The organism is Novosphingobium sp. (assembly GCF_041915465.1).
Taxonomy (GTDB): Bacteria; Pseudomonadota; Alphaproteobacteria; order Sphingomonadales; family Sphingomonadaceae; genus Novosphingobium.
Map to the genome: position 1 here is coordinate 1 of NZ_JAYSBK010000047.1, position 23,810 is coordinate 23,810.

The 23,810-nt window shown below is 65.1% G+C and carries 26 protein-coding genes, 1 pseudogene and 2 riboswitches; of the genes and pseudogenes, 17 read left to right on the forward strand and 10 right to left on the reverse strand.

The features are described 5' to 3' along the window. A partial coding sequence (locus tag ACE3SN_RS09680; RefSeq protein WP_374529550.1) for a sigma-54-dependent transcriptional regulator occupies nt 1-1,211 on the reverse strand: 1,211 nt, incomplete at its 3' end. A 174-nt stretch (nt 1,212-1,385) separates the two neighbouring features. Between ACE3SN_RS09680 and ACE3SN_RS09685 the strand changes: the two genes are divergently transcribed. From ACE3SN_RS09685 to ACE3SN_RS09740, 12 genes are all read left to right on the forward strand, one after another. Continuing rightward, nucleotides 1,386-1,508, forward strand: a complete 123-nt coding sequence (locus ACE3SN_RS09685) for an aa3-type cytochrome c oxidase subunit IV (protein ID WP_374529551.1) — start codon at nt 1,386-1,388, stop codon at nt 1,506-1,508. A gap of 17 nt (nt 1,509-1,525) precedes the next feature. Continuing rightward, on the forward strand, nt 1,526-1,837 hold the full coding sequence (locus tag ACE3SN_RS09690) for a hypothetical protein (protein ID WP_374529553.1): 312 nt from the start codon (nt 1,526-1,528) through the stop codon (nt 1,835-1,837). Between the two features lie 46 nt (nt 1,838-1,883). Further along, a complete protein-coding gene (locus ACE3SN_RS09695; RefSeq protein ID WP_374529555.1) occupies nt 1,884-3,092 on the forward strand; it encodes a parallel beta-helix domain-containing protein in 1,209 nt (402 codons plus the stop codon). After that, nucleotides 3,089-4,072, forward strand: a complete 984-nt coding sequence (locus ACE3SN_RS09700) for an SO2930 family diheme c-type cytochrome (RefSeq protein WP_374529557.1) — start codon at nt 3,089-3,091, stop codon at nt 4,070-4,072. Before ACE3SN_RS09695 ends, ACE3SN_RS09700 begins: the two co-directional genes overlap by 4 nt. Nucleotides 4,073-4,148: 76 nt before the next feature. Continuing rightward, complete coding sequence (locus ACE3SN_RS09705; protein ID WP_374529559.1) at nt 4,149-4,844, forward strand: aspartate/glutamate racemase family protein; 696 nt, start codon at nt 4,149-4,151, stop codon at nt 4,842-4,844. Between the two features lie 8 nt (nt 4,845-4,852). Then, on the forward strand, nt 4,853-6,013 hold the full coding sequence (locus ACE3SN_RS09710) for a deoxyguanosinetriphosphate triphosphohydrolase (RefSeq protein WP_374529595.1): 1,161 nt from the start codon (nt 4,853-4,855) through the stop codon (nt 6,011-6,013). Continuing rightward, entirely contained in the window at nt 6,006-6,686 is a 681-nt protein-coding gene (locus tag ACE3SN_RS09715; RefSeq protein WP_374529561.1) for an NAD(P)H-binding protein, read from the forward strand. Before ACE3SN_RS09710 ends, ACE3SN_RS09715 begins: the two co-directional genes overlap by 8 nt. A 94-nt stretch (nt 6,687-6,780) precedes the next feature. Further along, nucleotides 6,781-6,884: riboswitch (glycine riboswitch) on the forward strand. Continuing rightward, nucleotides 6,885-6,992, forward strand: a riboswitch (glycine riboswitch). A gap of 33 nt (nt 6,993-7,025) precedes the next feature. Next, nucleotides 7,026-8,180, forward strand: coding sequence for a glycine cleavage system aminomethyltransferase GcvT (gene gcvT, locus ACE3SN_RS09720; protein ID WP_374529564.1), 1,155 nt, complete (start codon nt 7,026-7,028; stop codon nt 8,178-8,180). A gap of 10 nt (nt 8,181-8,190) precedes the next feature. Further along, nucleotides 8,191-8,562 (forward strand): glycine cleavage system protein GcvH, encoded by a 372-nt coding sequence (gene gcvH, locus ACE3SN_RS09725; RefSeq protein WP_374529566.1) that lies wholly within the window; start codon nt 8,191-8,193, stop codon nt 8,560-8,562. Nucleotides 8,563-8,567: 5 nt separating this feature from the next. Beyond that, nucleotides 8,568-9,926, forward strand: coding sequence for an aminomethyl-transferring glycine dehydrogenase subunit GcvPA (gcvPA, locus tag ACE3SN_RS09730; protein WP_374529567.1), 1,359 nt, complete (start codon nt 8,568-8,570; stop codon nt 9,924-9,926). Further along, nucleotides 9,923-11,479, forward strand: coding sequence for an aminomethyl-transferring glycine dehydrogenase subunit GcvPB (gcvPB, locus tag ACE3SN_RS09735; RefSeq protein WP_374529569.1), 1,557 nt, complete (start codon nt 9,923-9,925; stop codon nt 11,477-11,479). The genes gcvPA and gcvPB overlap by 4 nt, the downstream gene beginning before the upstream one ends. Before the next feature lie 32 nt (nt 11,480-11,511). Beyond that, the gene (locus tag ACE3SN_RS09740) at nt 11,512-11,964 is read left to right on the forward strand and encodes an ABA4-like family protein (protein ID WP_374529571.1); all 453 of its coding nucleotides are present in this window, start codon (nt 11,512-11,514) and stop codon (nt 11,962-11,964) included. 4 nt (nt 11,965-11,968) lie between these two features. Here ACE3SN_RS09740 and ACE3SN_RS09745 read toward each other — a convergent pair whose 3' ends face one another. Both ACE3SN_RS09745 and ACE3SN_RS09750 read right to left on the reverse strand, forming a co-directional pair. Beyond that, complete coding sequence (locus tag ACE3SN_RS09745) at nt 11,969-12,100, reverse strand: entericidin A/B family lipoprotein (protein WP_374529573.1); 132 nt, start codon at nt 12,098-12,100, stop codon at nt 11,969-11,971. A 71-nt stretch (nt 12,101-12,171) separates the two neighbouring features. After that, nucleotides 12,172-13,056 (reverse strand): DMT family transporter, encoded by an 885-nt coding sequence (locus tag ACE3SN_RS09750; RefSeq protein WP_374529575.1) that lies wholly within the window; start codon nt 13,054-13,056, stop codon nt 12,172-12,174. Between the two features lie 43 nt (nt 13,057-13,099). On the opposite strand from ACE3SN_RS09750, the gene ACE3SN_RS09755 reads away from it, so the two are divergent. Continuing rightward, on the forward strand, nt 13,100-13,339 hold the full coding sequence (locus ACE3SN_RS09755; protein WP_374529577.1) for a hypothetical protein: 240 nt from the start codon (nt 13,100-13,102) through the stop codon (nt 13,337-13,339). Here the strand turns inward: ACE3SN_RS09755 and ACE3SN_RS09760 are convergent. Further along, entirely contained in the window at nt 13,336-14,853 is a 1,518-nt protein-coding gene (locus ACE3SN_RS09760; protein WP_374529578.1) for a CpaF family protein, read from the reverse strand. The two genes, ACE3SN_RS09755 and ACE3SN_RS09760, sit on opposite strands and share 4 nt — an antisense overlap. Nucleotides 14,854-15,064: 211 nt before the next feature. Between ACE3SN_RS09760 and ACE3SN_RS09765 the strand changes: the two genes are divergently transcribed. From ACE3SN_RS09765 to ACE3SN_RS09775, 3 genes are all read left to right on the forward strand, one after another. Next, nucleotides 15,065-15,976, forward strand: a complete 912-nt coding sequence (locus ACE3SN_RS09765; RefSeq protein ID WP_374529580.1) for a DMT family transporter — start codon at nt 15,065-15,067, stop codon at nt 15,974-15,976. 61 nt (nt 15,977-16,037) lie between these two features. Next, a complete protein-coding gene (locus tag ACE3SN_RS09770; protein WP_374529582.1) occupies nt 16,038-16,505 on the forward strand; it encodes a DUF6265 family protein in 468 nt (155 codons plus the stop codon). Nucleotides 16,506-16,518: 13 nt separating this feature from the next. Then, nucleotides 16,519-17,355, forward strand: coding sequence for a PhzF family phenazine biosynthesis protein (locus ACE3SN_RS09775; RefSeq protein WP_374529584.1), 837 nt, complete (start codon nt 16,519-16,521; stop codon nt 17,353-17,355). 145 nt (nt 17,356-17,500) lie between these two features. On the opposite strand, the gene ACE3SN_RS09780 is transcribed toward ACE3SN_RS09775, so the two are convergent. Genes ACE3SN_RS09780 through ACE3SN_RS09800 form a run of 5 tightly spaced genes read right to left on the reverse strand, consistent with a single transcriptional unit; the run spans nt 17,501 to nt 22,245 of the window. Continuing rightward, nucleotides 17,501-17,758 (reverse strand): ATP synthase F1 subunit epsilon, encoded by a 258-nt coding sequence (locus ACE3SN_RS09780; RefSeq protein ID WP_374529585.1) that lies wholly within the window; start codon nt 17,756-17,758, stop codon nt 17,501-17,503. 6 nt (nt 17,759-17,764) lie between these two features. Further along, complete coding sequence (gene atpD, locus ACE3SN_RS09785; RefSeq protein WP_374529587.1) at nt 17,765-19,207, reverse strand: F0F1 ATP synthase subunit beta; 1,443 nt, start codon at nt 19,205-19,207, stop codon at nt 17,765-17,767. A 24-nt stretch (nt 19,208-19,231) separates the two neighbouring features. Then, entirely contained in the window at nt 19,232-20,104 is an 873-nt protein-coding gene (locus ACE3SN_RS09790; RefSeq protein ID WP_374529589.1) for a F0F1 ATP synthase subunit gamma, read from the reverse strand. A gap of 23 nt (nt 20,105-20,127) precedes the next feature. Next, a complete protein-coding gene (gene atpA, locus ACE3SN_RS09795; protein WP_374529590.1) occupies nt 20,128-21,657 on the reverse strand; it encodes a F0F1 ATP synthase subunit alpha in 1,530 nt (509 codons plus the stop codon). Nucleotides 21,658-21,690: 33 nt separating this feature from the next. Next, entirely contained in the window at nt 21,691-22,245 is a 555-nt protein-coding gene (locus tag ACE3SN_RS09800) for a F0F1 ATP synthase subunit delta (protein ID WP_374529592.1), read from the reverse strand. Nucleotides 22,246-22,403: 158 nt separating this feature from the next. Between ACE3SN_RS09800 and ACE3SN_RS09805 the strand changes: the two genes are divergently transcribed. After that, the gene (locus ACE3SN_RS09805; RefSeq protein WP_374529594.1) at nt 22,404-23,084 is read left to right on the forward strand and encodes a dienelactone hydrolase family protein; all 681 of its coding nucleotides are present in this window, start codon (nt 22,404-22,406) and stop codon (nt 23,082-23,084) included. Nucleotides 23,085-23,106: 22 nt separating this feature from the next. Here the strand turns inward: ACE3SN_RS09805 and ACE3SN_RS09810 are convergent. Beyond that, nucleotides 23,107-23,810, reverse strand: a pseudogene (locus tag ACE3SN_RS09810) (serine protease); the annotation flags it as partial.

Genomic DNA, 23,810 nt, shown 5'->3' on the forward strand with positions numbered 1-23,810 from the left:
GACGAGGCGCTATCGCCCAGCAGGTCGGAAAGCTGGGGAAAGTCCTGCGCAGTCAACGCATCACCGTCGCAGAACACGGCGGCGCGGAACAACACTGCCTGGAGCTGGCGCACGTTGCCCGGCCAGTCATAGGCGGCAAGCAGCGCCAGCGCGCCATCGGTGATCCCGAGCTGGCGCAGGCCGGGCTGTTCGCCGATTCGCGCCAGGAAGTGACGTGCGAGTGCGGGAACGTCGCCGCCGCGCTCGCGCAGGGGGGGCAGAACCACGGTGGTCGCGGCCAGCAACTGTTGGAGTTCCGGCAGGAATTGCCCGGCGGTAACCATGTCGCGAAGCGGCAGGTTGCTGGCGGCGATCAGGCGCACGTCGATGCGGAACGAATGGCGCGCGCCGATCGGGCGAACGTCGCTGCGTTGCAACGATTCGAGCAGGCGGTGTTGGACCGCCATCGGCAGCCGATCGACCTCGTCGAGCGCGAGCGTGCCGCCGTCGGCATGCTGCAGCGCTCCGATGTGCCGGTCGAAGGCTCCGGGAAAGGCGCCTTTCTCGTGGCCGAACAGCGCGGATTCCACGGAGTTGGCGGGGATCGCGCCGATGTTAAGCGTGCGGAATGGCGCTTTTGAGCGCGGGCTTGCGGCCTGCATCGCGCGTACCAGCATTTCCTTGCCGGTCCCGCTTTCCCCTTCGATCAGCACGCTGCCGTGTCCGCGCGCCGCCTTGGCCGCAACGGCCAGGGCGGCGCGGAAATTGGGCGTGGCGCCAATCATCGCATCGAAATCCGCCGGCGCCGGCATCTTTTCGGTAAGCGGCTGCAATTCGTCACGCGGGGCTTCGCGCGTGGTGGCCATGCGCAATGCCTGCATCATCCGGTCGGGCGCAACGGGCTTGACCAGATAATCGGTCGCACCTGCGCGCATCGCTTCGACCGCCAGCAGCGGCGATGCGCTGGTAGTCAGCATCAGCAGGGGCAGGGCGGGGCGGCGGGCCTTGAGTTCGGCGATGAGCGCGCAGGCTTCGTCGCCCGGAACCCATTGATCGAGAATTATGGCGCCCAGTTGCATGCCCTGACGGGTGCCGAGCGTGGCAATTGCGGTTTCGGCATCGCGCACCACCAGCGTGCGCCAGCCTTCACGCGCGGCAAGTGCGGTGATCAACCGGCTTTGCGCCGGTTCATCATCGATCAGCATTAGCAGGCGCTGTTCGATTTCCGACATTGCCGTCCTGTGAACCCTTCTTCGCGTGGAAACACGGCTCTACACGCAGCGGGTAAAGACCAAATTAAGGCTGCTGATTATGTCTTTCCGGATACGGTTGGTACTTGAGCCGAAACGAAGCTGACGATAGAGCGCAGCGCGAACACCAAGCAGATCACTTTTGGGGAATAGACAATGGCTGGCGGCAACAACATGAAGGCTCACACCGCGACCTACGAAGGCTTCATCGGCATGTTGAAGTGGGGCACGCTGGCGACCGTGCTGGTTACCGCGCTGGTCATCTACCTCATTTCCTGATCACGACTCCCGCCGCGATGCGCCGCTTCCTGCTTGTGCTGGCTGCGCTCGCGGCAACCGGGTGCGTTTCCAAACTGGCCTATGGGCAAGTGAAAAGCGCGCTGGTCGATGCCGGTCTATCCGATGACAATGCCGCCTGCATGGCGACCAGGATGACCGACCGGCTCAATATCATCCAGCTCAACAAGCTCAAGAAACTCAAGGGCGCGAACCGCTCGCTGGGGCAGTTTCTCGATGCGGTGCGCAAGATCGACGATCCCGAGGCGATCGAGGTGACGCTCAGCGCCGCTGCGCTGTGCACCACGGGGCTGGCTCCGGAAAAGCGCTGAGCCGCGCGGGATTGACTTACACGACTGTCAGTTCATCATCGCGGGCATGAGGATGCCCATAACAATGCTCGCTGCGGCCTCGGCATTTGCCTTGGCTGGACCTGCCCTTGCCAAGACGATTGCCGTGCCGGCAGGCGAAGGCGCGCAGACCCGGCTTCAGGAAGCCCTGATTACCGCGCAAAGCGGCGATGTGATCGAACTGGGCGCGGGACGCTTTTCGCTGACCGACGGACTGTCGCTCGATGTCGACGGGGTGACTCTGCGCGGCGCGGGGATGGAATCCACAGTGCTGGACTTCTCCGGCCAACAGGGCGCGGGCGAGGGGCTGCTGGTCACCTCGGACAATGTCACCCTGCGCGATTTCGCGGTGGAGAACCCCAAGGGCGACGGGGTGAAATCGAAGGGCGCGGACAACATCGTCTATTACCGGGTGCGCGTGACGTGGACCGGAGGGCCCAAGGAAACCAACGGCGCCTACGGCATCTACCCGGTGTCGAGCACGGGCGTGCTGGTCGATGGCTGCAAGGTATCGGGGGCGTCGGACGCGGGGATCTATGTCGGCCAGTCCAAGGCGATTACGGTGCGCTATTCCTATGTCGAGAACTCGGTCGCGGGGATCGAGATCGAGAACAGCCGCGATGCCCATGTCACGCATAACCTCGTGACCCGCAATGCCGGGGGCATCCTGGTGTTCGACCTGCCCAACCTGCCGGTAATGGGCGGTGGCAACACGATTATCGACAGCAACATCGTGGTCAGCAACGACACGCCCAACTTTGCGCCCAAGGGCAATATCGTCGCGGGCGTGCCGACCGGTACCGGGATCATGATCATGGCCAACGAGACGGTGATCGTGAACGACAACGAACTGGCCGGAAACGGCACGGCGCAGATCATGGTCGTGTCCTATCCCAAGCTGTTCGACGACAAGCGCTATAACCCCTATCCGCGCCATATCGTACTTGGCTTCAACCAGATGAGCGGCGGCGGCCGGGCACCGGCGCTTCCCGGCGGGGCGGAATTGGCCGCGGCCTTCGGCGGCGCGCTGCCTCCGGTGGTCTGGGACGGGCTGGGCGGCAAGGACGCAGTTGGCGCCATCACGGCGACAAAGGCCCTCAATTTCAACTTGCCGAAGCAGGGCGTCGGGCTGGAGCAGGCCGCGCCCGCGCCAATTGATCTGCCGGTCATCACCAGCTTTCAAATGACCGCTGGGTTCGGGGCGCCGAAGGAACTTGAAACCCGGATTGCGCCGTGAGGCTGCTGGCTGCGGCGGCCTTGCTGCTGGGAGCGGCGCTTTCCGCCAAGCCGCCGCTGCCGCAGGTCAACGATGCAGCCATCCAAGGTAGCGCCTTTCCCGCGACGCTTGGTGAATACGGCTTCTTTGCCGATCAGGGCGCGCGCCGTCCGGCCGGCGGGGTCACGCCCTACCGGCTCAACACCCCGCTCTGGTCGGACGGGGCGGAGAAGAGCCGGTTCGTCTACGTCCCGACCGGGCAGCAAGCCTGTGCCAAGGGGGAAGGCCTGCTCGATCTCCCCGTCGGCTCGGCGCTGATCAAGAGCTTCGCCTTTGGCGGCAAGCTGGTCGAAACCCGCGTATTGCTGCACCGCGCCGATGGCTGGGTGGCGCTGCCCTATCGCTGGAATGACGCGCAGACCGAGGCCCGGCTGGTGCTGGCGGGCGCGCGGATTCCCCTAACCACCCCGGACGGGCAGGCGATTTCCTATGCGATCCCGAACAAGAACCAGTGCAAGGAATGCCACGCACTGGACGGCAAGGTCACCCCGATCGGGCCCAAGGCGTGGAACCTCTCGCCCGAGTGGCTGACGGGCTTCGCCAAGGCCGGCCATCTCGACAAGGTTCCGGCGGTGAAGCACCGCGTGCCGGTCTGGGAAGACCGGGCCAAAGCGCCGGTCGCAGACGTTGCGCGCGGCTATCTGGAGGCCAATTGTGCGCATTGCCACAACCCGGCAGGCGCGGCGTCGAATTCGGGCCTGTTCCTCGGCTGGAACGTGGCCGAGCCGGTCTCCTATGGCGTCGGCAAGCGTCCGGTCGCGGCCGGACGGGGCTCGCTGGGTCTCGAATTCGATGTGGTACCCGGCGATCCCGACCATTCGATCCTCTATCGCCGCATGGCGAGCCTGGAAGGCGGCGTGGCCATGCCCGAAGTCGGGCGCTCGATCCGCGATGGCGCCGGAGAGGCGGCAGTGCGGGCGTGGATTGCGGCGATGCACTGAGCGCAAGTCTGGACCTTGCCGCGCGGCTCGCCTAAGCCGCGAAGGATACAGGGGACTTTCCCGGGAGAACTTCGCGTTGCGCAAACTTGGCCTGATCGGCGGCATGAGCTGGCTGTCGACCCGAACTTATTACGAACACATCAACAGGCTGGTGCAGGCCCGCGCAGGACAGCGCGCTTCCGCGCCCTTACTGATCGAAAGCCTCGACTATTCGAACCTGCAGCGCCTCTCCACGGCCGAGGAATGGAAGCACGCCGCCAGCGTCCTGTCGGATTCGGCGCGCCGCCTTGAAGCCGCCGGGGCCACCGCGCTGCTGATCGGGGCCAATGCGATGCACAAGGTTTACGGCGAGGTGGCTTCCAGCGTCTCGATCCCGATCATCCACATTGCCGAATGCGTTGCCGCGCGGATGGCCGCCAAGGGCGTGAAGAAGGCTGCGCTGATCGGCACCCGCAACGTGATGGTGGAAAGCTTCTATCGCCAGAAGCTGATCGCCAGGGACATCGAACTGCTGCCGCCGGAAATGGCCTTCGTCGAAACGCTCGACCGGATCATTTACGACGAGCTGCTGGTCGGCAAGGCTTCGCGCCAGTCCGAGCGCGAGCTCAAGACGATCCTGACCAACCTCGAACAGGACGGGGCAGAGGCGGTGGTGCTGGGCTGCACCGAGCTGGAAATGATCGTCGACGTCGATGCCAATGTCCTGCCGATCTATGATTGCACCCGGATCCACGCTGAGGCCGCAGTGGACTGGATCATGGGCGAAGGGTGAACGGTCCATTGCTGCGCGCTGCCTTTGCCTGTGATCCTGCGAAAACGCGCGGGCGCGAATTTCCGATCGAAGCTTCGCTCGCGCGCGGGCCGCGCAGCGAATACCAGCGCGACCGCGACAGGATCGTCCATTCGATCGCGTTTCGCCGCCTGCGCCACAAGACCCAGGTGTTCATCGCGCCCGATGGTGATCACTACCGCGTGCGCCTCACCCACAGCCTTGAAGTCGCGCAGATCGGCCGCGTCATCGCCCGTGCGCTGGGGCTGGACGAAGACCTGACCGAAGCGCTGTGCCTGGCCCACGATATTGGCCACCCGCCGTTTGGCCATGCGGGCGAAGACGCGCTCGACGCGGCGCTGCAGAAGTTCGGCGGGTTCGATCACAACGCCATGTCGCTGCGCACGCTGATGCGGCTGGAAAGCCCGTACTGCGAGCACGAGGGGCTGAATCTCACCTGGGAACTGCTTGAAGGGCTGGCCAAGCACAACGGCCCGGTGGGCATGGTCAACTGGGCGCTGGCGGAACTCGACGCGGCGTTCCCGTTGGAACTGACGCAGTGGTCCTCGCTCGAGGCGCAGGTTGCCGCGCTGGCCGACGATATCGCCTATGACAACCACGATATCGACGATGGCCTGCGCGCGGGCTTCCTTGAGCTTGACGAGCTGCTCACCCTCGATTTCGTGGCCGACCAGTGGCGCGCGATCGAGCGCAAGTTCCCCTCCGCGCCGCAGGACCGGCGCCTGCGCGAACTTGTGCGCAGCCAGATCGGGCTGATGGTCAACGACGTGATTGGCGAAACTGCGGTCCGCGCGCATGGCATGGCCTCGCCAGACGATGTGCGCGCGGCCGGGCGAGCGACGGCGGCGTTCTCCAGCGCGCTGGAAGCCAACGAGCGCAGCCTCAAGCAGTTCATGTATGCCAAGCTCTATCACCACCCGCAGCAACTCCAGACAGCGGAGCGCGCCCGTGCGGTGACGGCGGAACTCTATGCCGCTTACGCGCAGGAACCGTCGCTGATGGACAAGGGTTGGGCAGACAGGGTTCCAGCGCAGGAGCCGCAGCGCAGCCGGCATATCGCCGATTTCATCGCCGGGATGACCGACCGCTATGCCATTTCGGCGCACGAGCGGATCTATGGCCGCACCCCGGAAGGGCTGCGCAATGTCTAAGGTTACGCGGATCGCGCTGGTCGGCGCCTCGGGCCTGATCGGCTCTGCCCTGATCCGTCTGGCGGTTGGGCGCAGCGACATTCGCATCATCGCGATTGCCCGAAGCGAGATCCCCTTGCCGCCGGGCGCGCGGATGGAAGTGCTGGTGGCCGATCCCGCCAACTGGGCCGATGCCATTGCCGCCGCCAACGCCGATGTGCTGGTCAGTGCATTGGGGACGACGTGGAAGAAGGTCGGCAAGGACGAAGAGGCGTTCCGCGCCGTCGATCAGCACCTTGTGCTGGCCTGCGCTCGTGCGGCCAAGGCTGCGGGCATTCGCCAGGTCATCACGATTTCTTCAGTCGGAGCAGATAGTTCATCAAAGAACTTCTACCTGCGCGTTAAGGGTGAGGTTGAGCAGGCACTGGGCAGGCTGGGCGTCACCCGGCTCGATGTGATCCGGCCCGGCCTGCTGCGCGGGAGCCGGCGCGAACTGCGTCCGGCAGAGCGGATCGGCATGATCCTGAGCCCGCTGATGGACCTGCTGATGCATGGCAAGTATCGCAAGTATCGGTCCGTCCGCGACGATGTGGTGGCCCGCGCCATCGTCGGTCTGACCAAGGAAAAGGCGGCGGGGCGGTTCGTGTTCGAACACGACGCGATTCTGCGCGCGGCGCGCAAGGCGGGGGATTGACTGGGGGCGCGCAGAGGCCGCAATCCCATAATCCCCAAGCCCGCCTTCCAGCCCGGTTGACTTCGCATCTGCACAACGGCATTCCACGAGGGTCGCTGACCGCGCGGGAGAGTTCCTGCGATTCGGGAAACCGGATTGCAGGACGCCGAAGGAGCAACCGCCCCGGAATCTCTCAGGCCAATGGACCGCGTGGGTCGATAGCGATGCTCTGGAAAGTGTCCTTGCGGCTGGCAAGGGCCGCCGAAGGGGTAACCTGGATCACCGATCCGGGGAAAGCTCTCAGGTTTCCGTGACAGAGGGGGTGCCGAATGGCGCCACAACTGCACGGGAACTAAATTAGTGAGCGACACTTACGAAAATACCGTTGGCGAAAATGCCGATGATCAGGCGGTTGAGGTCGAAGTCCTCACCCTGCCGCTCGATGCGTGGCACCGCGCGAAGGGTGGCCGGATGGTCGAATTCGCGGGTTACTGGATGCCGGTTCAGTATGAAGGCATCATCGCCGAGCACCTGTGGACGCGTGACAGCGCCGGGCTGTTCGACGTGTCGCACATGGGGCAGCTGTTCATTTCGGGCGAGGACGCGGAAGCCGCGCTTGAGGCAGTGCTGCCGATCGATCTGGCCAGCCTGAAGCCCTTTGGCCCGCGCTATTCGCTGCTGCTCGATGATCAGGGCGGAATCCTTGACGACCTGATGGTCACGCGCTGGAACTCAGGCTTCTACCTGGTGGTCAATGGCGCGACCAAGTGGGACGACATCGCCCACCTGCGCGAGGCGCTGCCCGACGAAGTGACCATCACCCACCTCGAAGACAGCGCACTGCTGGCCCTGCAGGGGCCCAAGGCCCTTGCCGCGCTTGAACGCGTGGTAACCGGCGAATGGCCCCTTTCGGCGCTCAGCTTCATGAAGGGCGGGCAGTTCAAGATCGCCGGGGTCGATGCCTGGATCAGCCGCTCGGGCTATACCGGCGAGGACGGCTTCGAAATCGCCATCCCCGCCGAATCCGCCGCCGAGATCGCAGACCTCATCTGCGCCCAGCCGGAAGTGAAGCCCATCGGCCTTGGCGCACGCGATTCCCTGCGGCTCGAAGCCGGGCTGCCGCTCTACGGGCACGACCTTTCGCCGGAAACCAGCCCGGTCGAGGCTGACCTCGCATTCGGCATCAACAAGCGTCGCCGCACGACGGGCGGTTTTCCCGGGGCAGAGCGGATCCTGGCCGAACTGGCGAACGGCGCGCCGCGCAAGCGCGTTGGTCTGGCACTCGAAGGGCGGCAGGCCGCGCGTGAAGGCGCAGCTGTTTTTGCAGAAAATGAACAGGTTGGCGTGCTGACTTCGGGCGGTTTCTCGCCCAGCCTGAACCACCCGATCGCCATGGCCTATGTCGCCGCCGCGCAGGCCGCGCCCGGCACCGCCCTTGAAATCGACGTGCGCGGCAAGCGCTTGCCTGCCCGCGTCGTGCCCATGCCCTTTGTCCCCCACCGCTATTATCGCTGAGGAGCCTTCCATGACCCGTTACTTTACCCAGGACCACGAGTGGATCGAGATCGACGGCGATACCGGTACCGTCGGGATCACCGATTATGCGCAGAGCCAACTGGGCGACATCACCTTCGTCGAACTGCCCGAGGCCGGCGCCAGCGTGGCCAAGGGCGATGCGCCGTGCGTGGTCGATAGCGTCAAGGCAGCGTCCGACGTTTACGCCCCGGTCAGCGGCACCGTGACCGAGGCCAACGCCGCGCTCGCGGACGAGCCGGAACTGGTCAACACCGACGCCGAAGTCGGCGGCTGGCTGTTCCGCCTGACCCTGTCCGACCCTTCGGAACTGGACGGCCTGATGGATAAGGCGGCCTACGACGCCTACGTCGCGGAGCTTTAAGAACGATGCGGTATCTCCCCCTGACCGAGGCCGAACGCGCCGATATGCTGAGCGTGATCGGCGCGGGATCGGTTGATGACCTGTTCGTCGACGTTCCCGCCGAAGCCCGCCTTTCCGGGCCGATTTCCGGCCTGCCCGCCCATGCCAGCGAAATGGCGGTTGAGCGGCATATGTCCGCACTGGCGGCCAAGAACATGGCGGCGGGATCGGTGCCGTTCTTCCTGGGGGCGGGGGCTTACCGCCACCATGTTCCCGCTAGCGTCGACCACCTGATCCAGCGCGGCGAATTCCTCACCGCCTACACCCCCTACCAGCCGGAAATCGCGCAGGGCACGTTGCAGGTGCTGTTCGAGTTCCAGACCCAGGTCGCGCGCCTGCTGGGGGTCGAGGTGGCCAATGCCTCGATGTACGACGGCTCGACCGCGTGCTGGGAAGCCATTGCCATGGCCGCGCGCGTGACCAAGCGCGACAAGGCGCTGCTTTCGGGCGGCCTCCACCCGCACTACGTCTCGACTGCGCAGACCATGGCGAAGTTCACCGGCGATGTGCTTGAAGCGCGTTTGCCCGCACTGACCGCCGAGCCGGACGATGCAGAGCTCATCTCGGCCATCGACGGGCAGACTTCGTGCGTCGTGGTGCAGTATCCGGACATTCTGGGCCGCATCCCGGACCTCGCCGCGATTGCCGAGGTTGCCCATGCGGCGGGGGCGCTGCTGGTGGCTGTCGTGACCGAGCCGGTCGCGCTGGGCCTGCTTGAAGCTCCGGGCCATCTGGGGGCCGATATCGTGGTGGGCGAGGGGCAGTCGCTGGGCGTGGGCCTCCAGTTCGGCGGGCCGTACCTTGGCCTGTTCGGCTGCCGCGAAAAGTTCGTGCGGCAGATGCCGGGGCGGCTGTGCGGACAGACCGTGGATGCGGAAGGGCGGCGCGGCTTCGTGCTGACGCTTTCGACCCGCGAACAGCACATCCGGCGCGAGAAGGCGACGAGCAATATCTGCACCAATGCAGGGCTTTGCGCGCTGGCTTTCAGTATTCACATGACCTTGCTGGGCGGGGAAGGGCTGGGCCAGCTGGCCCGCGTCAACCATTCCCGCGCGCAGCAGACCGCCGCGCGGCTGGCCAGGGTGCCGGGCGTGACGGTGCTGAACGACGCCTACTTCAACGAATTCACCGTGATCCTGCCGAAGGAAGCCCGCGCCGTAGTGCGCGAACTGGCTGATCGGCAGGTACTGGGCGGCGTGGCGCTGGGGCGGTTCTATCCCCATGCCGGCGAGCTGGCAGGTGCGCTGCTGGTCACTGCGACCGAAACGACGACGGCTGAAGACATCGAGGCGCTGGCCTCGGCCCTGGAAGGAGTGCTGGCATGAACGCGATCAATCCCGCCGGCTGGCGTCCTGAAACCGGCGCTGCCGAACCCGCCGCCGTCAGCCCGACCGTCAGCGGCGACCGCGGCCTGATGCTGGAAGAGGCGCTGATCTTTGAACTTGGCCGCCCGGGCACCTGCGGCGTCGACATCGACGCGCCGGAACTGGATGTCAGCCCCGCGCTGGGCAAGTTCCTGCGCAAGGATGCGCTGGCGCTGCCGGGGTTGAGCGAGCCGGAAACGGTGCGCCATTACACCCGCCTCAGCCGCCAGAACTATGCGATCGACCTCGGGCCGTTCCCGCTGGGCTCGTGCACGATGAAGCACAACCCGCGCCTCAACGAAAAGGTCGCGCGGCTGCCCGGCTTTGCCGATGTTCACCCGCTTGCCCCGCAGCAGGCGGTGCCGGGGGCGCTGGAGGTGATCAACCAGCTCGCCTTCTGGCTGATCGAGCTGACCGGCATGCACGGCGTGGCGATGAGCCCCAAGGCGGGCGCGCATGGCGAGCTGTGCGGCGTGCTGTGCATCAAGGCGGCGCTGCAGGCGCGCGGCGATGATCGCAAGGTCATGCTGGTGCCCGAAAGCGCCCACGGCACGAACCCCGCGACGGCGGCTTTCGCGGGCTTTACCATCGAGAACATTCCGGCGACGACGGAAGGCCGGGTCGACCTCGACGCGCTGCTGGCGCGGCTGGGACCGGACGTGGCCGGGGTGATGATCACCAACCCCAACACCTGCGGCCTGTTCGAGCGCGACATGAAGAAGATCTGCGACGCGGTCCACGCGGCGGGCGGCTATGTCTATTGCGACGGGGCCAACTTCAACGCCATCGTCGGCAAGGTCCGCCCTGGCGACCTTGGCATCGATGCGATGCACATCAACCTGCACAAGACCTTTTCCACCCCGCACGGCGGCGGCGGGCCGGGGTCGGGGCCGGTGGTGCTGTCCGAGGCATTGAGCCCGTTCGGACCGCTGCCATTCACCGCCAAGATGCCCGATGGCTCGGTGCGGCTGATCGAGGAAGAGCACGCCGCCGAAACCGGGCACAGCCAGGCTTTCGGGCGCATGGCAGCGTTCCACGGGCAGATGGGTATGTTCACCCGCGCGCTGACCTATATCCTCAGCCACGGCGCGGACGGCCTGGCGCGGGTGGCGGAAGACGCGGTGCTCAACGCGAACTACGTGCTGCGCAGCCTTGAGGGCGAGCTTGACGCGCCCTTTGCCGCGTCGGGTCCGTGCATGCACGAAGCGCTGTTCAGCGATGCTGGCCTCGCCGATGGCTTTTCCACGCTCGACATCGCCAAGGGCCTGATCGACGAGGGTTTCCACCCGATGACGGTCTATTTCCCGCTGGTGGTCCACGGCGCGATGCTGGTCGAGCCGACCGAGACCGAGAGCAAGGCCGGGCTTGACCGCTTCATCGCCTCGCTGCGCAGTCTTGCGCAGCGCGCCAAGGCGGGCGATGAGGCGCTGAAGAGCGCGCCGCACCTGGCTCCGCGTCGCCGACTGGATGAAACCCAGGCGGCCCGCAGGCCAGTGCTGACCTGGAAGGACTGACCTGACAGGGCGCCCGGAAGGGGGAAAAGGCCATGTGGGCAGGATTGTTTGGTTTCACCAACACGCTGGCGATGCTGGGATGGATCCTGCTGGCCTTCTTCCCGCGCAAGCCGCTGACGCACAGCGCGATCCTCTACCTTGGGGTCGCGCTGCTGTGCCTGACCTATGCAGTCTGTTTTATCGCGGTGCTGGGCGGCGGGCTTGATCCGGTGACCCAGTCGGGCGCGGGCAAGCCGGGGTTCGGCTCGATCGAGGCCGTGCGCGCGATTTTCATGTCGGATGGCGGCGTGGTGATCGGCTGGACGCACTATCTGGCGTTCGACCTGTTCACCGGGCTGTGGATCGCGCGCGACGGCGATGCCAAGGGTTTTGGCCGGGTCTGGCAGGTGCCGTTTCTGGCCGCGACCTTCATCGCCGGGCCGATCGGTCTGTTCAGCTGGCTGGTGGTGCGTGAGCGCGCGGCCCGGCGTACCGGGCGCGGCTGAGCGCTTACTTCATCGCCTTGTCGCCGGCTTCGCCGACCGATTCGATATCGCGGCCAAGGCCCTTCACGGTGTTGCAGGCCGAGGCGGTGAGCGCGACGCCGGTCACGGCGAGGGCGAGCACGAGCTTGCGGATCATCGAACGTCTCCTTGAAATCTATCGAGCCCCAAATGGTAGGCGATGCGGCTTAACACAAGCTGAGCCGCCGCCTATTCCCCGCTACTCGCCGCAGCGGGCGAGATTTGCTTGTTATGCAGATGCTCGCGCCAGGCAATCACGGCGCCAGCCGCGATGATCAACGGCGCGCCGAGCCAGGTCGAGGCGGGCGGCAGTTCGTCCCAGATCAGCCAGCCATAGAGCGTCGCCCAGGCCAGCGCCGAATAGTCCATCACCACCACCGCCGCGACCTGGCCATAGCGCAGCGCGGCGGTGAGCAGGATTTGTCCGACACAGCCAAGCACCCCGCCGCTGAGCAGCAGGAACCACTGCCAAGGCGTGTGGTGGGTCATCACGAAGGGCAGGGACAGTGCAAGCAGGGGCGAGGACAGCGCCGCGAACCAGAACACGATCGAAAGCGATTCCTCGGTCCGCCCCAGATCGCGCACCTGGATCGAAATCAGCGCGACCATGAAGCCCGCGCCAAGGCCGACGGCGGCTCCCAGCGGCGGGATATGGGTCGTCCCCGGTTGGGCGATCACGATCACCCCGGCAAAACCCAAGGCCACGGCCAGCCAGCGAACCGGACCGACTGTCTCCTTGAGCAACAGGACCGAGAGGATCACCGCAAAGATCGGAGTGGTGAAGCCGAACGTGGTCGATTCCGCCAGGGGCAGCAGCAGGGGCGCGCCAAAGGTGAAGAACATGCCCGTCATCCCCATCACCGCGCGGCGGGCGTGGACGGGCAGCCGCTTGGTCCTGAGGCGCGAAACCTCGCCGCGCAAGGCCAGCCAGCCGAGGATCAGGAACACCGTTGGAACCTGCCGCCAGAACAGGATTTCGGGAAAGGCAACGCCGCTTTGCGCCGTCAGCTTGACCACCATGATCAGGCTCGACAGCACCAGCGTGGCGAGCAGCCGGAGGAAGAGGGCAAACATCGGGCGCTGGACAGGTTGCACCCTTCCGCCTTAGCGACGCGAGATGCTTCTACAAGGTGCGATTGCAGATTGGTTCGATCAGGATTGGGTGCAGTGGTTCCTGCTACCCGGCAGCTTTGCGCTGATCCTGGCGATTATCGCGTGGTGGGGGGATCGGCGGCGGATGCGGCGCAGCAACCCCGATGCGGTGGGGCTGATGCCGTGGCGCGATCTGGCGTTCTGGTCGGGCTTTGCCGCCGTCCTGCTGCTGGCCGCGGCAGGACGGGGCTGGATCTCAAGTTAGAGGCAGGCTTCAAGGTACGCCTGGTCGAAGCCGAACTGACGCGCCTTTTCCAGCGTATAGGGACGCAGGCCCGAAGGGCGGAATTCGCCGATGATCTTGCCGTCGTCGGTTTCGTCCAGGTATTCGAACTTGAACAGTTCTTGCGTGACGATCACATCGCCTTCCATCCCGATCACCTCGGTGATGTTGGTGGTGCGGCGCGAACCGTCGCGCAGGCGCTTGACCTGCACGATGATGTCGACCGATTCGGCAATCTGGCGCGAAATGGCTTCCTTCGGGATCTTGATGTCGCCCATCAGGATCATGTTTTCCATACGGCCCAGGCATTCGCGCGGGCTGTTGGCGTGAAGGGTGCACATCGAGCCATCGTGGCCGGTGTTCATCGCGGCGAGCAGGTCAAAGCATTCCGCGCCGCGAATTTCGCCCAGGATGATCCGGTCAGGACGCATACGCAGGGCGTTCTTCACAAGGTCGCCGATGGTGATCGCGCCCTGGCCTTCAAGGTTCGGCGGGCGGGTTTCGAGCGGCAGCCAGTGCGGCTGCTGCAGGCGAAGTTCGGCCGCGTCTTCGATGGTCAGCACGCGTTCGCCCGGGTCGATCATCTTCGACAGGGCGTTGAGCATGGTCGTCTTGCCCGAACCGGTACCGCCCGAGATGACGATGTTCATGCGGCAGGCGCCCGCGATTTTCAGCGCGGTTGCCATCTTGTCCGACATCGAGCCGAAATCGCGCAGCATGTCGATCGTGATCGGCTTTTCGGAAAACTTACGAATCGAGATCGCGGTGCCGCGCAGCGACAGCGGCGGCACGATCACGTTGACGCGGCTGCCGTCCTTGAGGCGGGCGTCGGCCAGCGGCGTGGTCTGGTCGACGCGGCGGCCGACCTGGTTGACGATGCGCTGGGCGATCTGGAACAGGTGCTGTTCGTCGCGAAAGCGGATCGGAGCGAGTTGCAGCTTGCCCTTTTTTTCGATGTAGGTCTGATCCGGCCCGTTGACCATGATATCGGACACGTCCGGATCGTTGAGCAGTTCTTCGAGCGGACCGAAGCCAAGCAGTTCGTCGATCAGCACCTTTTCCAGCGCGAACTGTTCGCGGCGGTTGAGGGTGACCTTCAGTTCGGCCAGCACTTCCATGATGATCGGACGGAACTCTTCGGAGAGCTCGTCCTTGGTCAGGGTGGCGGCGGCTTCGGGATCGACGCGTTCGAGCAGGCGCGGCAGCACCTGTTCCTTGATCTTGTGAACCGAGGCTTCGAAGCCTTCGGCCTGGTACTGGTTTTCAACGATCCCGTTGACCCGGTCTTGCAGACGGGTCATCGCGTCGGCCTTGTTGGGATCCGACGGCAGGCCCATCGACGAATCTTCACCGGGAAGCGGCGGGAACTGGTCACCGCCAGGGAGTGGTGCCTTGGGAACCTCGGCACCGCCCTTCATCGGACGGGCAACGCCGAACTGGGGCCGTGCCCCCGGTGCCATACCGCCCATGCCGTTGCGTCGGCCGAATGCGCTCATCTTATCAAAACCCTCGATGCCCGAAGGCAGACCATGCGGTGAGCATGGCTACCTTATGCCTCACGGACTTGGTGAATAGGGGCTAAACTTTTAGGATTTCCTAATGCGGGTTCACCCCATGAATTCGTGGGTCAAATTGTTCGGCGCGGGCTTGACCTTGGCGCTTCGGCCATCGAAGCAGTGCATTCGCATACCCGAGTGGAGAAGAAATATGACGGCCAGCCATCGGGCCAGCCACCGTGCCGGCCTGCTCTATGCTCTGGCCGGATTTGCCCTGCTGTCCTGCGGCGATGCCGTGGTGAAGAGCATGGCCGGGCAGTGGGCACCCACCGCGATTGCCGCGCTGCGCTATGCCATCGGCATGTCGGGACTGGGCGTGTTGCTGCTGGTCCGCGAAGGGCCGCAGGCGTTCCGCATGCCCGTCCCGCTGGTCCAGTTCGGACGCGGCGCGGCGGTGGGCCTGGCCTCGATCGGGTTCTTCTCGGCCATTTTCGTCATGCCGCTGGCTTCGGCGACCGCGCTGACCTTTACCAGCCCGATGTTTACCGGGCTGCTTGCGGCGCTGCTGCTGGGTGAGCCGGCGCGGCGCGAGACCTGGCTTGCCTCGATCGTCGCCTTCATCGGCGTGCTGATCGTGCTGCGGCCCAATCTGCTCGCGGCCGGGATGGCGGCGCTGTTCCCGCTGCTTTCGGCATTGGGGATGAGCTTGCTGATGATTGGCAACCGCTTTGTCGCGGGCCGGGCATCGGGCCTGGCGATGCAGTTCTACGTGGCATTGGCGGCAACGCCCGTGCTGATTGCCGCAACGATTGTGCTGCATTTTGCTGGAATCGCGCGCTTTGCCCTGTCCTGGCCCGACTGGACGGTGGTGGCCCGCTGCGCCGTGGTCGCCTGTTCCGCCAGCTGCGCGCACTGGTTGATCTACCTTGGCACCACCCGCGCCGGGGCGGCAACGATTGCTCCGATGACCTATGTGCAGATGCTGATCGCATCGATCATTGGCTGGGCCTTCTTCAATTCGCACCCCGATCTGTGGACGCTGACCGGCGCGGCGGTGATCATCGCGGCCGGGCTGTACTTGTGGCATTCGGGCCGGGTGCGCGAACCGGCCATGACCGACTGAGCGGCGCGCCTTGCGCCGTCGTTCATTGCTCCTAAAGTCTGCCCCCGTCATGAGCCGCGCCATGAAGCCTGCCCTGTTTGCCGCCTTGCTGGCGCTGGCTGCTCCGGCAGCGGCGCAGACGCTTGCCAATCCCGCCTTGCCCGAATGGATGGCAGGGACCTGGATGATGGAAGACGGCGCGGAATGGGCGGACGAGATGTGGACCGATCCGCGCGGCGGGATCATGCTGGGCATGGCGCGCACCGGCTTCGGCTCGCAGCTGCGCAGCTGGGAATCCACCCAGATCCGCATCAAGGACGATGGGCGGATCAGCTTCTTTGCCCAGCCCCAGGGCAAGTCGCCGGTCGAGTTTCCTCTGGTGCTGATCAGTTCCGAAGCGATCGAGTTTGCCAACCCGGCTAACGAATATCCGCAGCGGATCCGCTACTGGCGGCAGGGCAAGCTGCTAATGGCGGAGATTTCGCGGCTCGATGGCAGCGATGCCGTCCGCTGGAACTACCGCCCGGTAATCCCGCCGCAGGACGATTAGAAGGACAAGGTAAATGTCGCGCGAACGCCCGTTCAAGCAGGTCGATGTGTTCACGGCGGTGCCGCTGATGGGCAACCCCGTCGCCGTGGTGCTCGACGGGGAAGGGCTGAGCGATGCCCAGATGCAGGGCTTCGCCAACTGGACCAACCTTAGCGAGACGACCTTCGTCCTGCCCGCCACCGATCGTGCCGCAGATTACCGGGTGCGGATTTTCACGCCCAAGGCCGAACTGCCGTTTGCGGGTCATCCCACGCTCGGCACCGCCCATGCCGTGCTCGAAGCCGGCCTGGCGACAGCGAAGGGCGGCCGGCTGGTACAGCAATGCGCGGTCGGGCTGGTCGACCTGACGGTCGGCGAGGACGGCCTTTCGTTCCGCTTGCCGCGCTATGCCCTGAGCGACCTGCCCGACGCAGAAGCGACCGCCTGGATCGGCGCGGCGGTAAAGGGCGGGGCGATGGCGGTGGACGTCGGTCCGGTTTGGCTGGTCGCCGAGCTGGAAGAAATCGCCGCACTTGAAACTCTGTCCCACGATGCCGCTCGGCTAGCAGCCTATTACGTCCCGCGCGGCATGACCGGGGCGACACTCTATGCGGCCGATGATGAGCGGGTCGTCGTGCGCAGCTTTGCCCCCGGCGACGGCATTCCGGAAGATCCGGTCTGCGGCAGCGGCAACGGCGCGGCAGCGGCATTCCGACTCGCGGCCGGGCAGGTCGGCAGCGGCGATAGCTACGTTGCGAGCCAAGGCAGCCAGGTCGGCCGCGACGGCTATGTCAGCGTGCGGATCGACGGCGCGGACATCCATATCGGCGGTGCCTGCGTGACCTGTGTGGATGGGGTGGTGCGGCTCTAGGGCGTGAATAGCCCATCCCGCTGCGACTAGCTCAGCAAGTCTCGCGCCCCTCCCGCTCGCGGGAGGGGTTGGGGGTGGGAATTGATCCCAAACGAAAAGGGCGGCCCGAGGGCCGCCCTTTGCAATTCCGGTCAAGGCCGAAAGATCAGGCTTCGACGTGCTCGGCAAGCACGGTCAGGCCGTTTTCGCCGACTTCGGCAAAACCGCCCTGGACCTGGATTTCTTCCGGAGCCGCGCCGTCGGTCTTGTAGATCTTCAGCGCGCCGTCGCGGACGGTCGACATGAAAGGCGCGTGGCCCTCCAGCACGCCGAACTCGCCCTCGGTGCCGGGGACGACGACCATGTAGACGTCGTCCGAGCGGACGAGGCGCGCAGGCGTGACGAGTTCGAAGTGCAGTGCCATGATTGATTACGCCTCTTCGGCCAGCTTCTTGGCCTTTTCAACGGCTTCGTCGATGCCGCCGACCATGTAGAACGCGGCTTCCGGCAGGTGATCGTATTCACCGTCCACAACCGCCTTGAACGAACGCACGGTGTCTTCCACCTGGACGAACTTGCCCGGGATGTTGGTGAAGACTTCGGCGACGTGGAACGGCTGCGAGAGGAAGCGCTGGATCTTGCGGGCGCGGGCCACGGTGAGCTTATCTTCTTCCGAAAGCTCGTCCATGCCCAGAATCGCGATGATGTCCTGCAGCGACTTGTACTTCTGCAGCGTTTCCTGAACGCGGCGGGCGACGTCGTAGTGCTCCTGGCCGACGACGGCCGGGGTCAGCACGCGGCTGGTCGAGTCGAGGGGGTCGACAGCCGGGTAGATGCCCAGTTCCGAGATCGCGCGCGACAGGGTGGTCGTGGCGTCAAGGTGAGCGAACGAGGTGGCCGGCGCAGGGTCGGTAAGGTCGTCCGCCGGCACGTAAATCGCCTGCACCGAGGTGATCGAGCCCTTGGTGGTCGAGGTGATGCGTTCCTGCAGCGCGCCCATGTCGGTCGCGAGGGTCGGCTGATAGCCCACCGCCGAAGGAATACGGCCGAGCAGCGCCGACACTTCCGAACCCGCCTGGGTGAAGCGGAAGATGTTGTCGACGAAGAACAGCACGTCCTGGCCTTCCTGGTCGCGGAAGTATTCCGCCATGGTCAGGCCCGACAGAGCCACGCGAGCGCGGGCGCCCGGGGGTTCGTTCATCTGGCCGAACACGAGGGCCACCTTCGAACCATCGGGGGTGGCGTTGCCTTCGGCGTCCTTGGCGATAACGCCGGCGTCGAGGAATTCGTGGTAAAGGTCGTTACCTTCGCGGGTGCGTTCACCCACGCCCGCGAACACCGACACGCCGCCGTGGCCCTTGGCGATGTTGTTGATCAGTTCCTGGATGAGCACGGTCTTGCCCACGCCCGCACCGCCGAACAGGCCGATCTTGCCGCCCTTGGCGTAGGGGGCGAGCAGGTCGATGACCTTGATGCCGGTCACGAGGATCGCGGCTTCGGTCGACTGTTCGACGAATTCCGGAGCCTTGGCGTGGATCGGGGCGCGCATGTCGGTATCGACGGGCCCACGTTCGTCGATCGGATCGCCGACGACGTTGAGAATACGCCCCAGCGTGCGCGGTCCGACCGGCACCGAGATCTGCGCGCCGGTGCTGGCAACCGCCTGGCCGCGGGTCAGACCGTCGGTCGAGTCCATCGCGATGGTGCGAACGGTGTTTTCACCCAGGTGCTGGGCGACTTCGAGCACGAGGCGCGAGCCGTTGTTTTCGGTTTCAAGCGCCGAGAGAATCGCCGGCAGTTCGCCGTCGAAGGTCACGTCGACGACGGCGCCGATGACCTGGCTGATCTTGCCGGTTGCAGTTGCGGTGGCCATTGTTCGTTCCTTGCCTTGGATCTCTTAGAGCGCTTCCGCGCCCGCGATGATTTCGATGAGTTCGGTGGTGATCGCGGCCTGGCGGCTGCGGTTGTACTGGATGGTCAGCTTCTGGATCAGTTCGCCCGCGTTGCGCGTCGCGTTGTCCATCGCGGTCATCGAGGCGCCCTGTTCCGAAGCCTGGTTTTCAAGCAGTGCGCCGAACAGCTGGGTCTTGAGGTAACGCGGCAGCAGCGCGCCGAGGATTTCCTCTTCGTCCGGCTCGTATTCCACCGCCGCGCCAGTGCTGGCGGCCGCCTTGGGGGCGGGGACGGGGATGATCTGCTGCTGGGTCGGATCCTGCTGCAGCGCGCTCTTGAACTTGGCGTAGAAGAGGTGCGCCACGTCGAACTTGCCGCTTTCGTAAAGCTCAACCAGTTCGGCCGCGATCTTTTCCGCTTCGCCATAGCCCGGTTCGCGCACTTCGGTGGTGTCGAAGCTGGCGAGCACAGCCTTGGGATAATTGCGGCGGATCACCGCGCGGCCCTTGCGGCCGACGAGGTAGAACAGCACGGTCTTGCCCTGGGCTTCCAGATCGCGGGCAGCGACGAGCGCGGCCTTGACGATGTTGGAGTTGAACGCCCCGCACAGCCCCTTGTCGGAGTTGGCGACGACCAGCAGGTGGACCTGATCCTTGCCGGTGCCGGCGAGCAGCTTGGGGCTGCTTTCGCTGACGGTGATCTTGGCGGCCAGCGAGCCCATCACTTCGGCCAGGCGCGCCGCATAGGGACGCGCGGCTTCCGCCGCGGACTGCGCTTTACGCAGCTTTGCGGCGGCGACCATCTGCTTGGCCTTGGTGATCTTCTGGGTCGACTTGACCGAGTTGATCCGCCCTTTGAGTTCCTTAAGCGAGGCCATGAAGCCTTACCCCTTCAGTCGGATCAGGCGAACTGCTTCGCGAAAGCGTCGAGCGCGGCGATCGTCTTGGCCTTGGCTTCGTCGCCGAAGTCGCGGGTGTCGCGGATCAGGGCCAGAACGTCAGCGTGCTTGTCACGCATGAAGCTGAGCATTTCGGCTTCATATTCGGTGACGCGCGCAGTGGCGATGCCATCGAGGTAGCCGTTGGTGCCAGCGAAGATCGACACAGTCTGTTCTTCGAACGAGAGCGGGCTGAACTGGGCCTGCTTGAGCAGTTCCGTCAGACGCGCACCGCGGTTGAGCAGGCGCTGGGTCGAGGCGTCGAGGTCCGAACCGAACTGCGCGAAGGCCGCCATTTCGCGGTACTGCGCCAGTTCCAGCTTGATCGAGCCGGCGACCTTCTTCATCGCCTTGGTCTGAGCGGCACCGCCCACGCGGCTGACCGACAGACCGACGTTAATCGCCGGACGGATGCCCTGGTAGAACAGGCCGGTTTCGAGGAAGATCTGGCCGTCGGTGATCGAAATCACGTTGGTCGGAATGTAGGCCGACACGTCGCCCGCCTGGGTTTCGATGATCGGCAGCGCGGTCAGCGAACCACCGCCCAGCGAATCGTTCATCTTCGCAGCGCGTTCCAGCAGGCGGCTGTGGAGATAGAACACGTCGCCCGGATAGGCTTCGCGGCCCGGCGGGCGGCGCAGCAGCAGCGACATCTGGCGATAGGCGACGGCCTGCTTGGAAAGGTCGTCATACACGATCACGGCGTGCATGCCGTTGTCGCGGAAGAATTCGCCCATGGTCACGCCGGTGTAAGGCGCGAGGTACTGGAGCGGTGCCGGTTCCGAAGCGGTTGCGGCGACGACGATCGAGTATTCCATCGCGCCGTTTTCTTCGAGCTGACGCACGATCTGCGCGACGGTCGAACGCTTCTGACCGACGGCGACGTAGATGCAGTACAGCTTCTTCGATTCGTCGGTGCCCGCGTTCGGGCCCTTCTGGTTGATGAAGGTGTCGATCGCGACGGCGGTCTTGCCGGTCTGGCGGTCACCGATGATCAGTTCGCGCTGGCCGCGGCCGACGGGCACGAGGGCGTCGATCGCCTTGAGGCCGGTCTGCACGGGTTCCGAAACCGACTGGCGCGGGATGATGCCCGGAGCCTTGACTTCGACGCGCTTGCGCTCGGTGTATTCGATCGGGCCCTTGCCGTCGATCGGGTTGCCGAGGCCGTCGACCACGCGGCCGAGCAGGCCCTTGCCGACCGGAACGTCCACGATGGTGCCGGTCCGCTTGACGACGTCGCCTTCCTTGATCTCGGCGTCCGAGCCGAAAATCACGACGCCGACGTTGTCGGCTTCGAGGTTAAGCGCCATGCCCTTAACCCCGTTCGAGAATTCGACCATTTCACCGGCCTGGACCTGGTCCAGACCGTGGATGCGGGCGATACCGTCACCAACGGACAGCACCGACCCGACTTCCGAGACCTGGGCCTCGGTGCCGAAGCTGGCGATCTGGTCCTTGATGACCTTCGAGATTTCAGCGGCGCGGATATCCATGTTCAGCCTTTCATCGAATTTCGTAAGGGGGCCTTAGCCCTTCATCGCCTGGGCGAGGGAATTGAGACGGGTGCGGATCGAGCTGTCGATCTGGGTCGAGCCGATCCTGACGACGAGACCGCCGAGCAGTTCGGGGTCGACATTCGCGGTGATCTTCACGTCCTTGCCTTCGCGCGCCTTGAGCTTGGCGGCGAGCGCTTTCAGCTGGGTGGCGGTGAGGGCGTGGGCGCTGGTCACTTCGGCAGTCACCTCACCGCGGGCGGCGGCGGCGATCGAAGCGAAGGCGCGGACGATTTCGGGAAGGACGGCGAGACGGCGATTGGCCGCGAGCACGCCCAGGAAGTTCTTGGTCAGGTCCGACAGGCCCAGCACATCGGCGACGCCATTCACCGCCTTGGCGGCGGCATCGCGGCCGATCTGCGGGTTGCGAATCAGCGCGGCCAGATCGGCCGAGCCGAGAATCGCCTGACCCAGCGTTTCCAGATCGGATTCGACCGTGGCGACGGCCTTCTTTTCATTGGCCAGATCAAACAGCGCAGAGGCGTATCGCCCTTGCAAGCTGGCCGTAATGCCGCTGGAATTCTCCACGCGCGGGGGTTCCTTACATCGGGTGCGTTGACCGGGCGGAAGACACGCGAAAAACGTGCAACCACCCTTGAGACGGGGGCGCGCATAGCGACGATTGTGTTGCGATGCAAGGTGGGGTTAGGACATTACCCGACTGGAACGGGGACAGAGAGGACAAGATGGGCGAAACGATCCGCATTCGTATGGACGATGGCTTTGAAATGCCGTGCTATCACGCGGTCCCGGCGGGGGAGCGGCGCGGCGGCCTGGTTCTGGTCCAGGAAATCTTCGGTGTCACCGATCATATCCGGGAACTGTGCGACGAATATGCCGAAGATGGCTATGAAGTGATCAGCCCCGGCCTGTTCGAGAGAATCGAGCCCGGCTGTGCGCTGGGGTATTCCGGCAAGGATTGGGAACGCGCCGTCCAGATCGCCCGGCAGGAGCACGATTGGGACCAGGGCCTGGCCGATACCGCGCGCTGCATTGCGTGGCTGAAGGCGAAAGGCGGGCCGGTGTTCATCGTCGGCTATTGCTTTGGCGGATCGGTTGCCTGGCGCATGGCGCAAACGAATCCAGACCTCGATGCGGCGTCTTCCTATTACGGCGGCTATGTCGCCACGCGCTTTGCCGACCCGGCGCCGCTTTGTGCCACGATCTGCCATTTCGGACGCTATGACCCGATGGTCGACATCGCGCCGGTCGAGAAGCTGATCGAAAAGCAGCACCCGACCGCGCAGATATTCGTCTATGAGGCCGGGCACGGCTTCAATTCCGACCGGCGCAAGGATTACCATCCGGAAAGCGCGGAACTGGCGAAGGAGCGCACCCTGATGCTGTTCAGGGCGCTGGGCGGCTGATCCAGCCCCGGTCGGCGATTCGCTATTTGGGTGAGGCGGCGTCCTCGCTGCACTTGTAGACCAGCTGTTCGTTGGGCTGGGCCGGCAGCAGCGCCTTTACCGCGGCCTGACTGTCGCCCAGCCTGCGCGCCGCATCCTCGCCGATCCCGCATTTGGGTGGCTCGTACTTTGCGCGCGCCTCGCGGGCCTTGGTCATGGTGTCGAGGTCGAGCAGGTAGCGCTCGGTCGTATAGGTGCTGGTCGCCGGATCGAATTTCGCCACGGTCACCGTGTCTTCGCCGTTGGGCACCAGGATCCGCGACCAGCCGTCCGCGCCCAGCCCGTATTGCGAGCGGGAATTGACGCAGCCGTCATCGGTCCAGGTCAGCGGAACGTCGGTGATGTCGGAAACGGTCACCCGGCTTTTCGCCGGATCGAGCACGCAGCGCAGCGCGCCATGGGCGATCGCGGGCGTGTCGCTGGCGGCCGCGGCGGGCGTTGCGGCGGCGAGCAGTTCGTGCGCGCGCTCGTCGATTGCATCAAGGCCGGGGCGCGAAAACCAGAAGTAGAGCGTGACCAGCGCCAGTGCGGCAGCAGCGATGCTGGCATATTTGCGTTCCTTGACCTTACCGCGCGTGTGGAACCAGAACCCCGCGCCGCCTGCGGCAAAGGCGAGCAGCAGCGCGACCCCGGCAAGGGCAATGCCGTTCTCGCGCTCGGCCAGCACTTGCAGTTCGGCGCTGTGCT

What these genes read in the sequence shown, in the direction of transcription:
- ACE3SN_RS09780 (WP_374529585.1), bottom strand. Translation starts at nt 17,758, where the DNA reads ATGGCACTGCACTTCGAACTCGTCACGCCTGCGCGCCTCGTCCGCTCG.
- ACE3SN_RS09765 (WP_374529580.1), top strand. Translation starts at nt 15,065, where the DNA reads ATGACGGCCAGCCATCGGGCCAGCCACCGTGCCGGCCTGCTCTATGCT.
- gcvPA (WP_374529567.1), top strand. Translation starts at nt 8,568, where the DNA reads ATGCGGTATCTCCCCCTGACCGAGGCCGAACGCGCCGATATGCTGAGC.
- ACE3SN_RS09715 (WP_374529561.1), top strand. Translation starts at nt 6,006, where the DNA reads ATGTCTAAGGTTACGCGGATCGCGCTGGTCGGCGCCTCGGGCCTGATC.
- ACE3SN_RS09755 (WP_374529577.1), top strand. Translation starts at nt 13,100, where the DNA reads ATGCTTCTACAAGGTGCGATTGCAGATTGGTTCGATCAGGATTGGGTG.
- ACE3SN_RS09740 (WP_374529571.1), top strand. Translation starts at nt 11,512, where the DNA reads ATGTGGGCAGGATTGTTTGGTTTCACCAACACGCTGGCGATGCTGGGA.
- ACE3SN_RS09770 (WP_374529582.1), top strand. Translation starts at nt 16,038, where the DNA reads ATGAAGCCTGCCCTGTTTGCCGCCTTGCTGGCGCTGGCTGCTCCGGCA.
- ACE3SN_RS09690 (WP_374529553.1), top strand. Translation starts at nt 1,526, where the DNA reads ATGCGCCGCTTCCTGCTTGTGCTGGCTGCGCTCGCGGCAACCGGGTGC.
- ACE3SN_RS09805 (WP_374529594.1), top strand. Translation starts at nt 22,404, where the DNA reads ATGGGCGAAACGATCCGCATTCGTATGGACGATGGCTTTGAAATGCCG.
- ACE3SN_RS09750 (WP_374529575.1), bottom strand. Translation starts at nt 13,056, where the DNA reads ATGTTTGCCCTCTTCCTCCGGCTGCTCGCCACGCTGGTGCTGTCGAGC.
- gcvH (WP_374529566.1), top strand. Translation starts at nt 8,191, where the DNA reads ATGACCCGTTACTTTACCCAGGACCACGAGTGGATCGAGATCGACGGC.
- atpD (WP_374529587.1), bottom strand. Translation starts at nt 19,207, where the DNA reads ATGGCCACCGCAACTGCAACCGGCAAGATCAGCCAGGTCATCGGCGCC.
- ACE3SN_RS09685 (WP_374529551.1), top strand. Translation starts at nt 1,386, where the DNA reads ATGGCTGGCGGCAACAACATGAAGGCTCACACCGCGACCTACGAAGGC.
- ACE3SN_RS09695 (WP_374529555.1), top strand. Translation starts at nt 1,884, where the DNA reads ATGAGGATGCCCATAACAATGCTCGCTGCGGCCTCGGCATTTGCCTTG.
- ACE3SN_RS09790 (WP_374529589.1), bottom strand. Translation starts at nt 20,104, where the DNA reads ATGGCCTCGCTTAAGGAACTCAAAGGGCGGATCAACTCGGTCAAGTCG.
- ACE3SN_RS09760 (WP_374529578.1), bottom strand. Translation starts at nt 14,853, where the DNA reads ATGAGCGCATTCGGCCGACGCAACGGCATGGGCGGTATGGCACCGGGG.
- atpA (WP_374529590.1), bottom strand. Translation starts at nt 21,657, where the DNA reads ATGGATATCCGCGCCGCTGAAATCTCGAAGGTCATCAAGGACCAGATC.
- ACE3SN_RS09775 (WP_374529584.1), top strand. Translation starts at nt 16,519, where the DNA reads ATGTCGCGCGAACGCCCGTTCAAGCAGGTCGATGTGTTCACGGCGGTG.
- gcvPB (WP_374529569.1), top strand. Translation starts at nt 9,923, where the DNA reads ATGAACGCGATCAATCCCGCCGGCTGGCGTCCTGAAACCGGCGCTGCC.
- ACE3SN_RS09745 (WP_374529573.1), bottom strand. Translation starts at nt 12,100, where the DNA reads ATGATCCGCAAGCTCGTGCTCGCCCTCGCCGTGACCGGCGTCGCGCTC.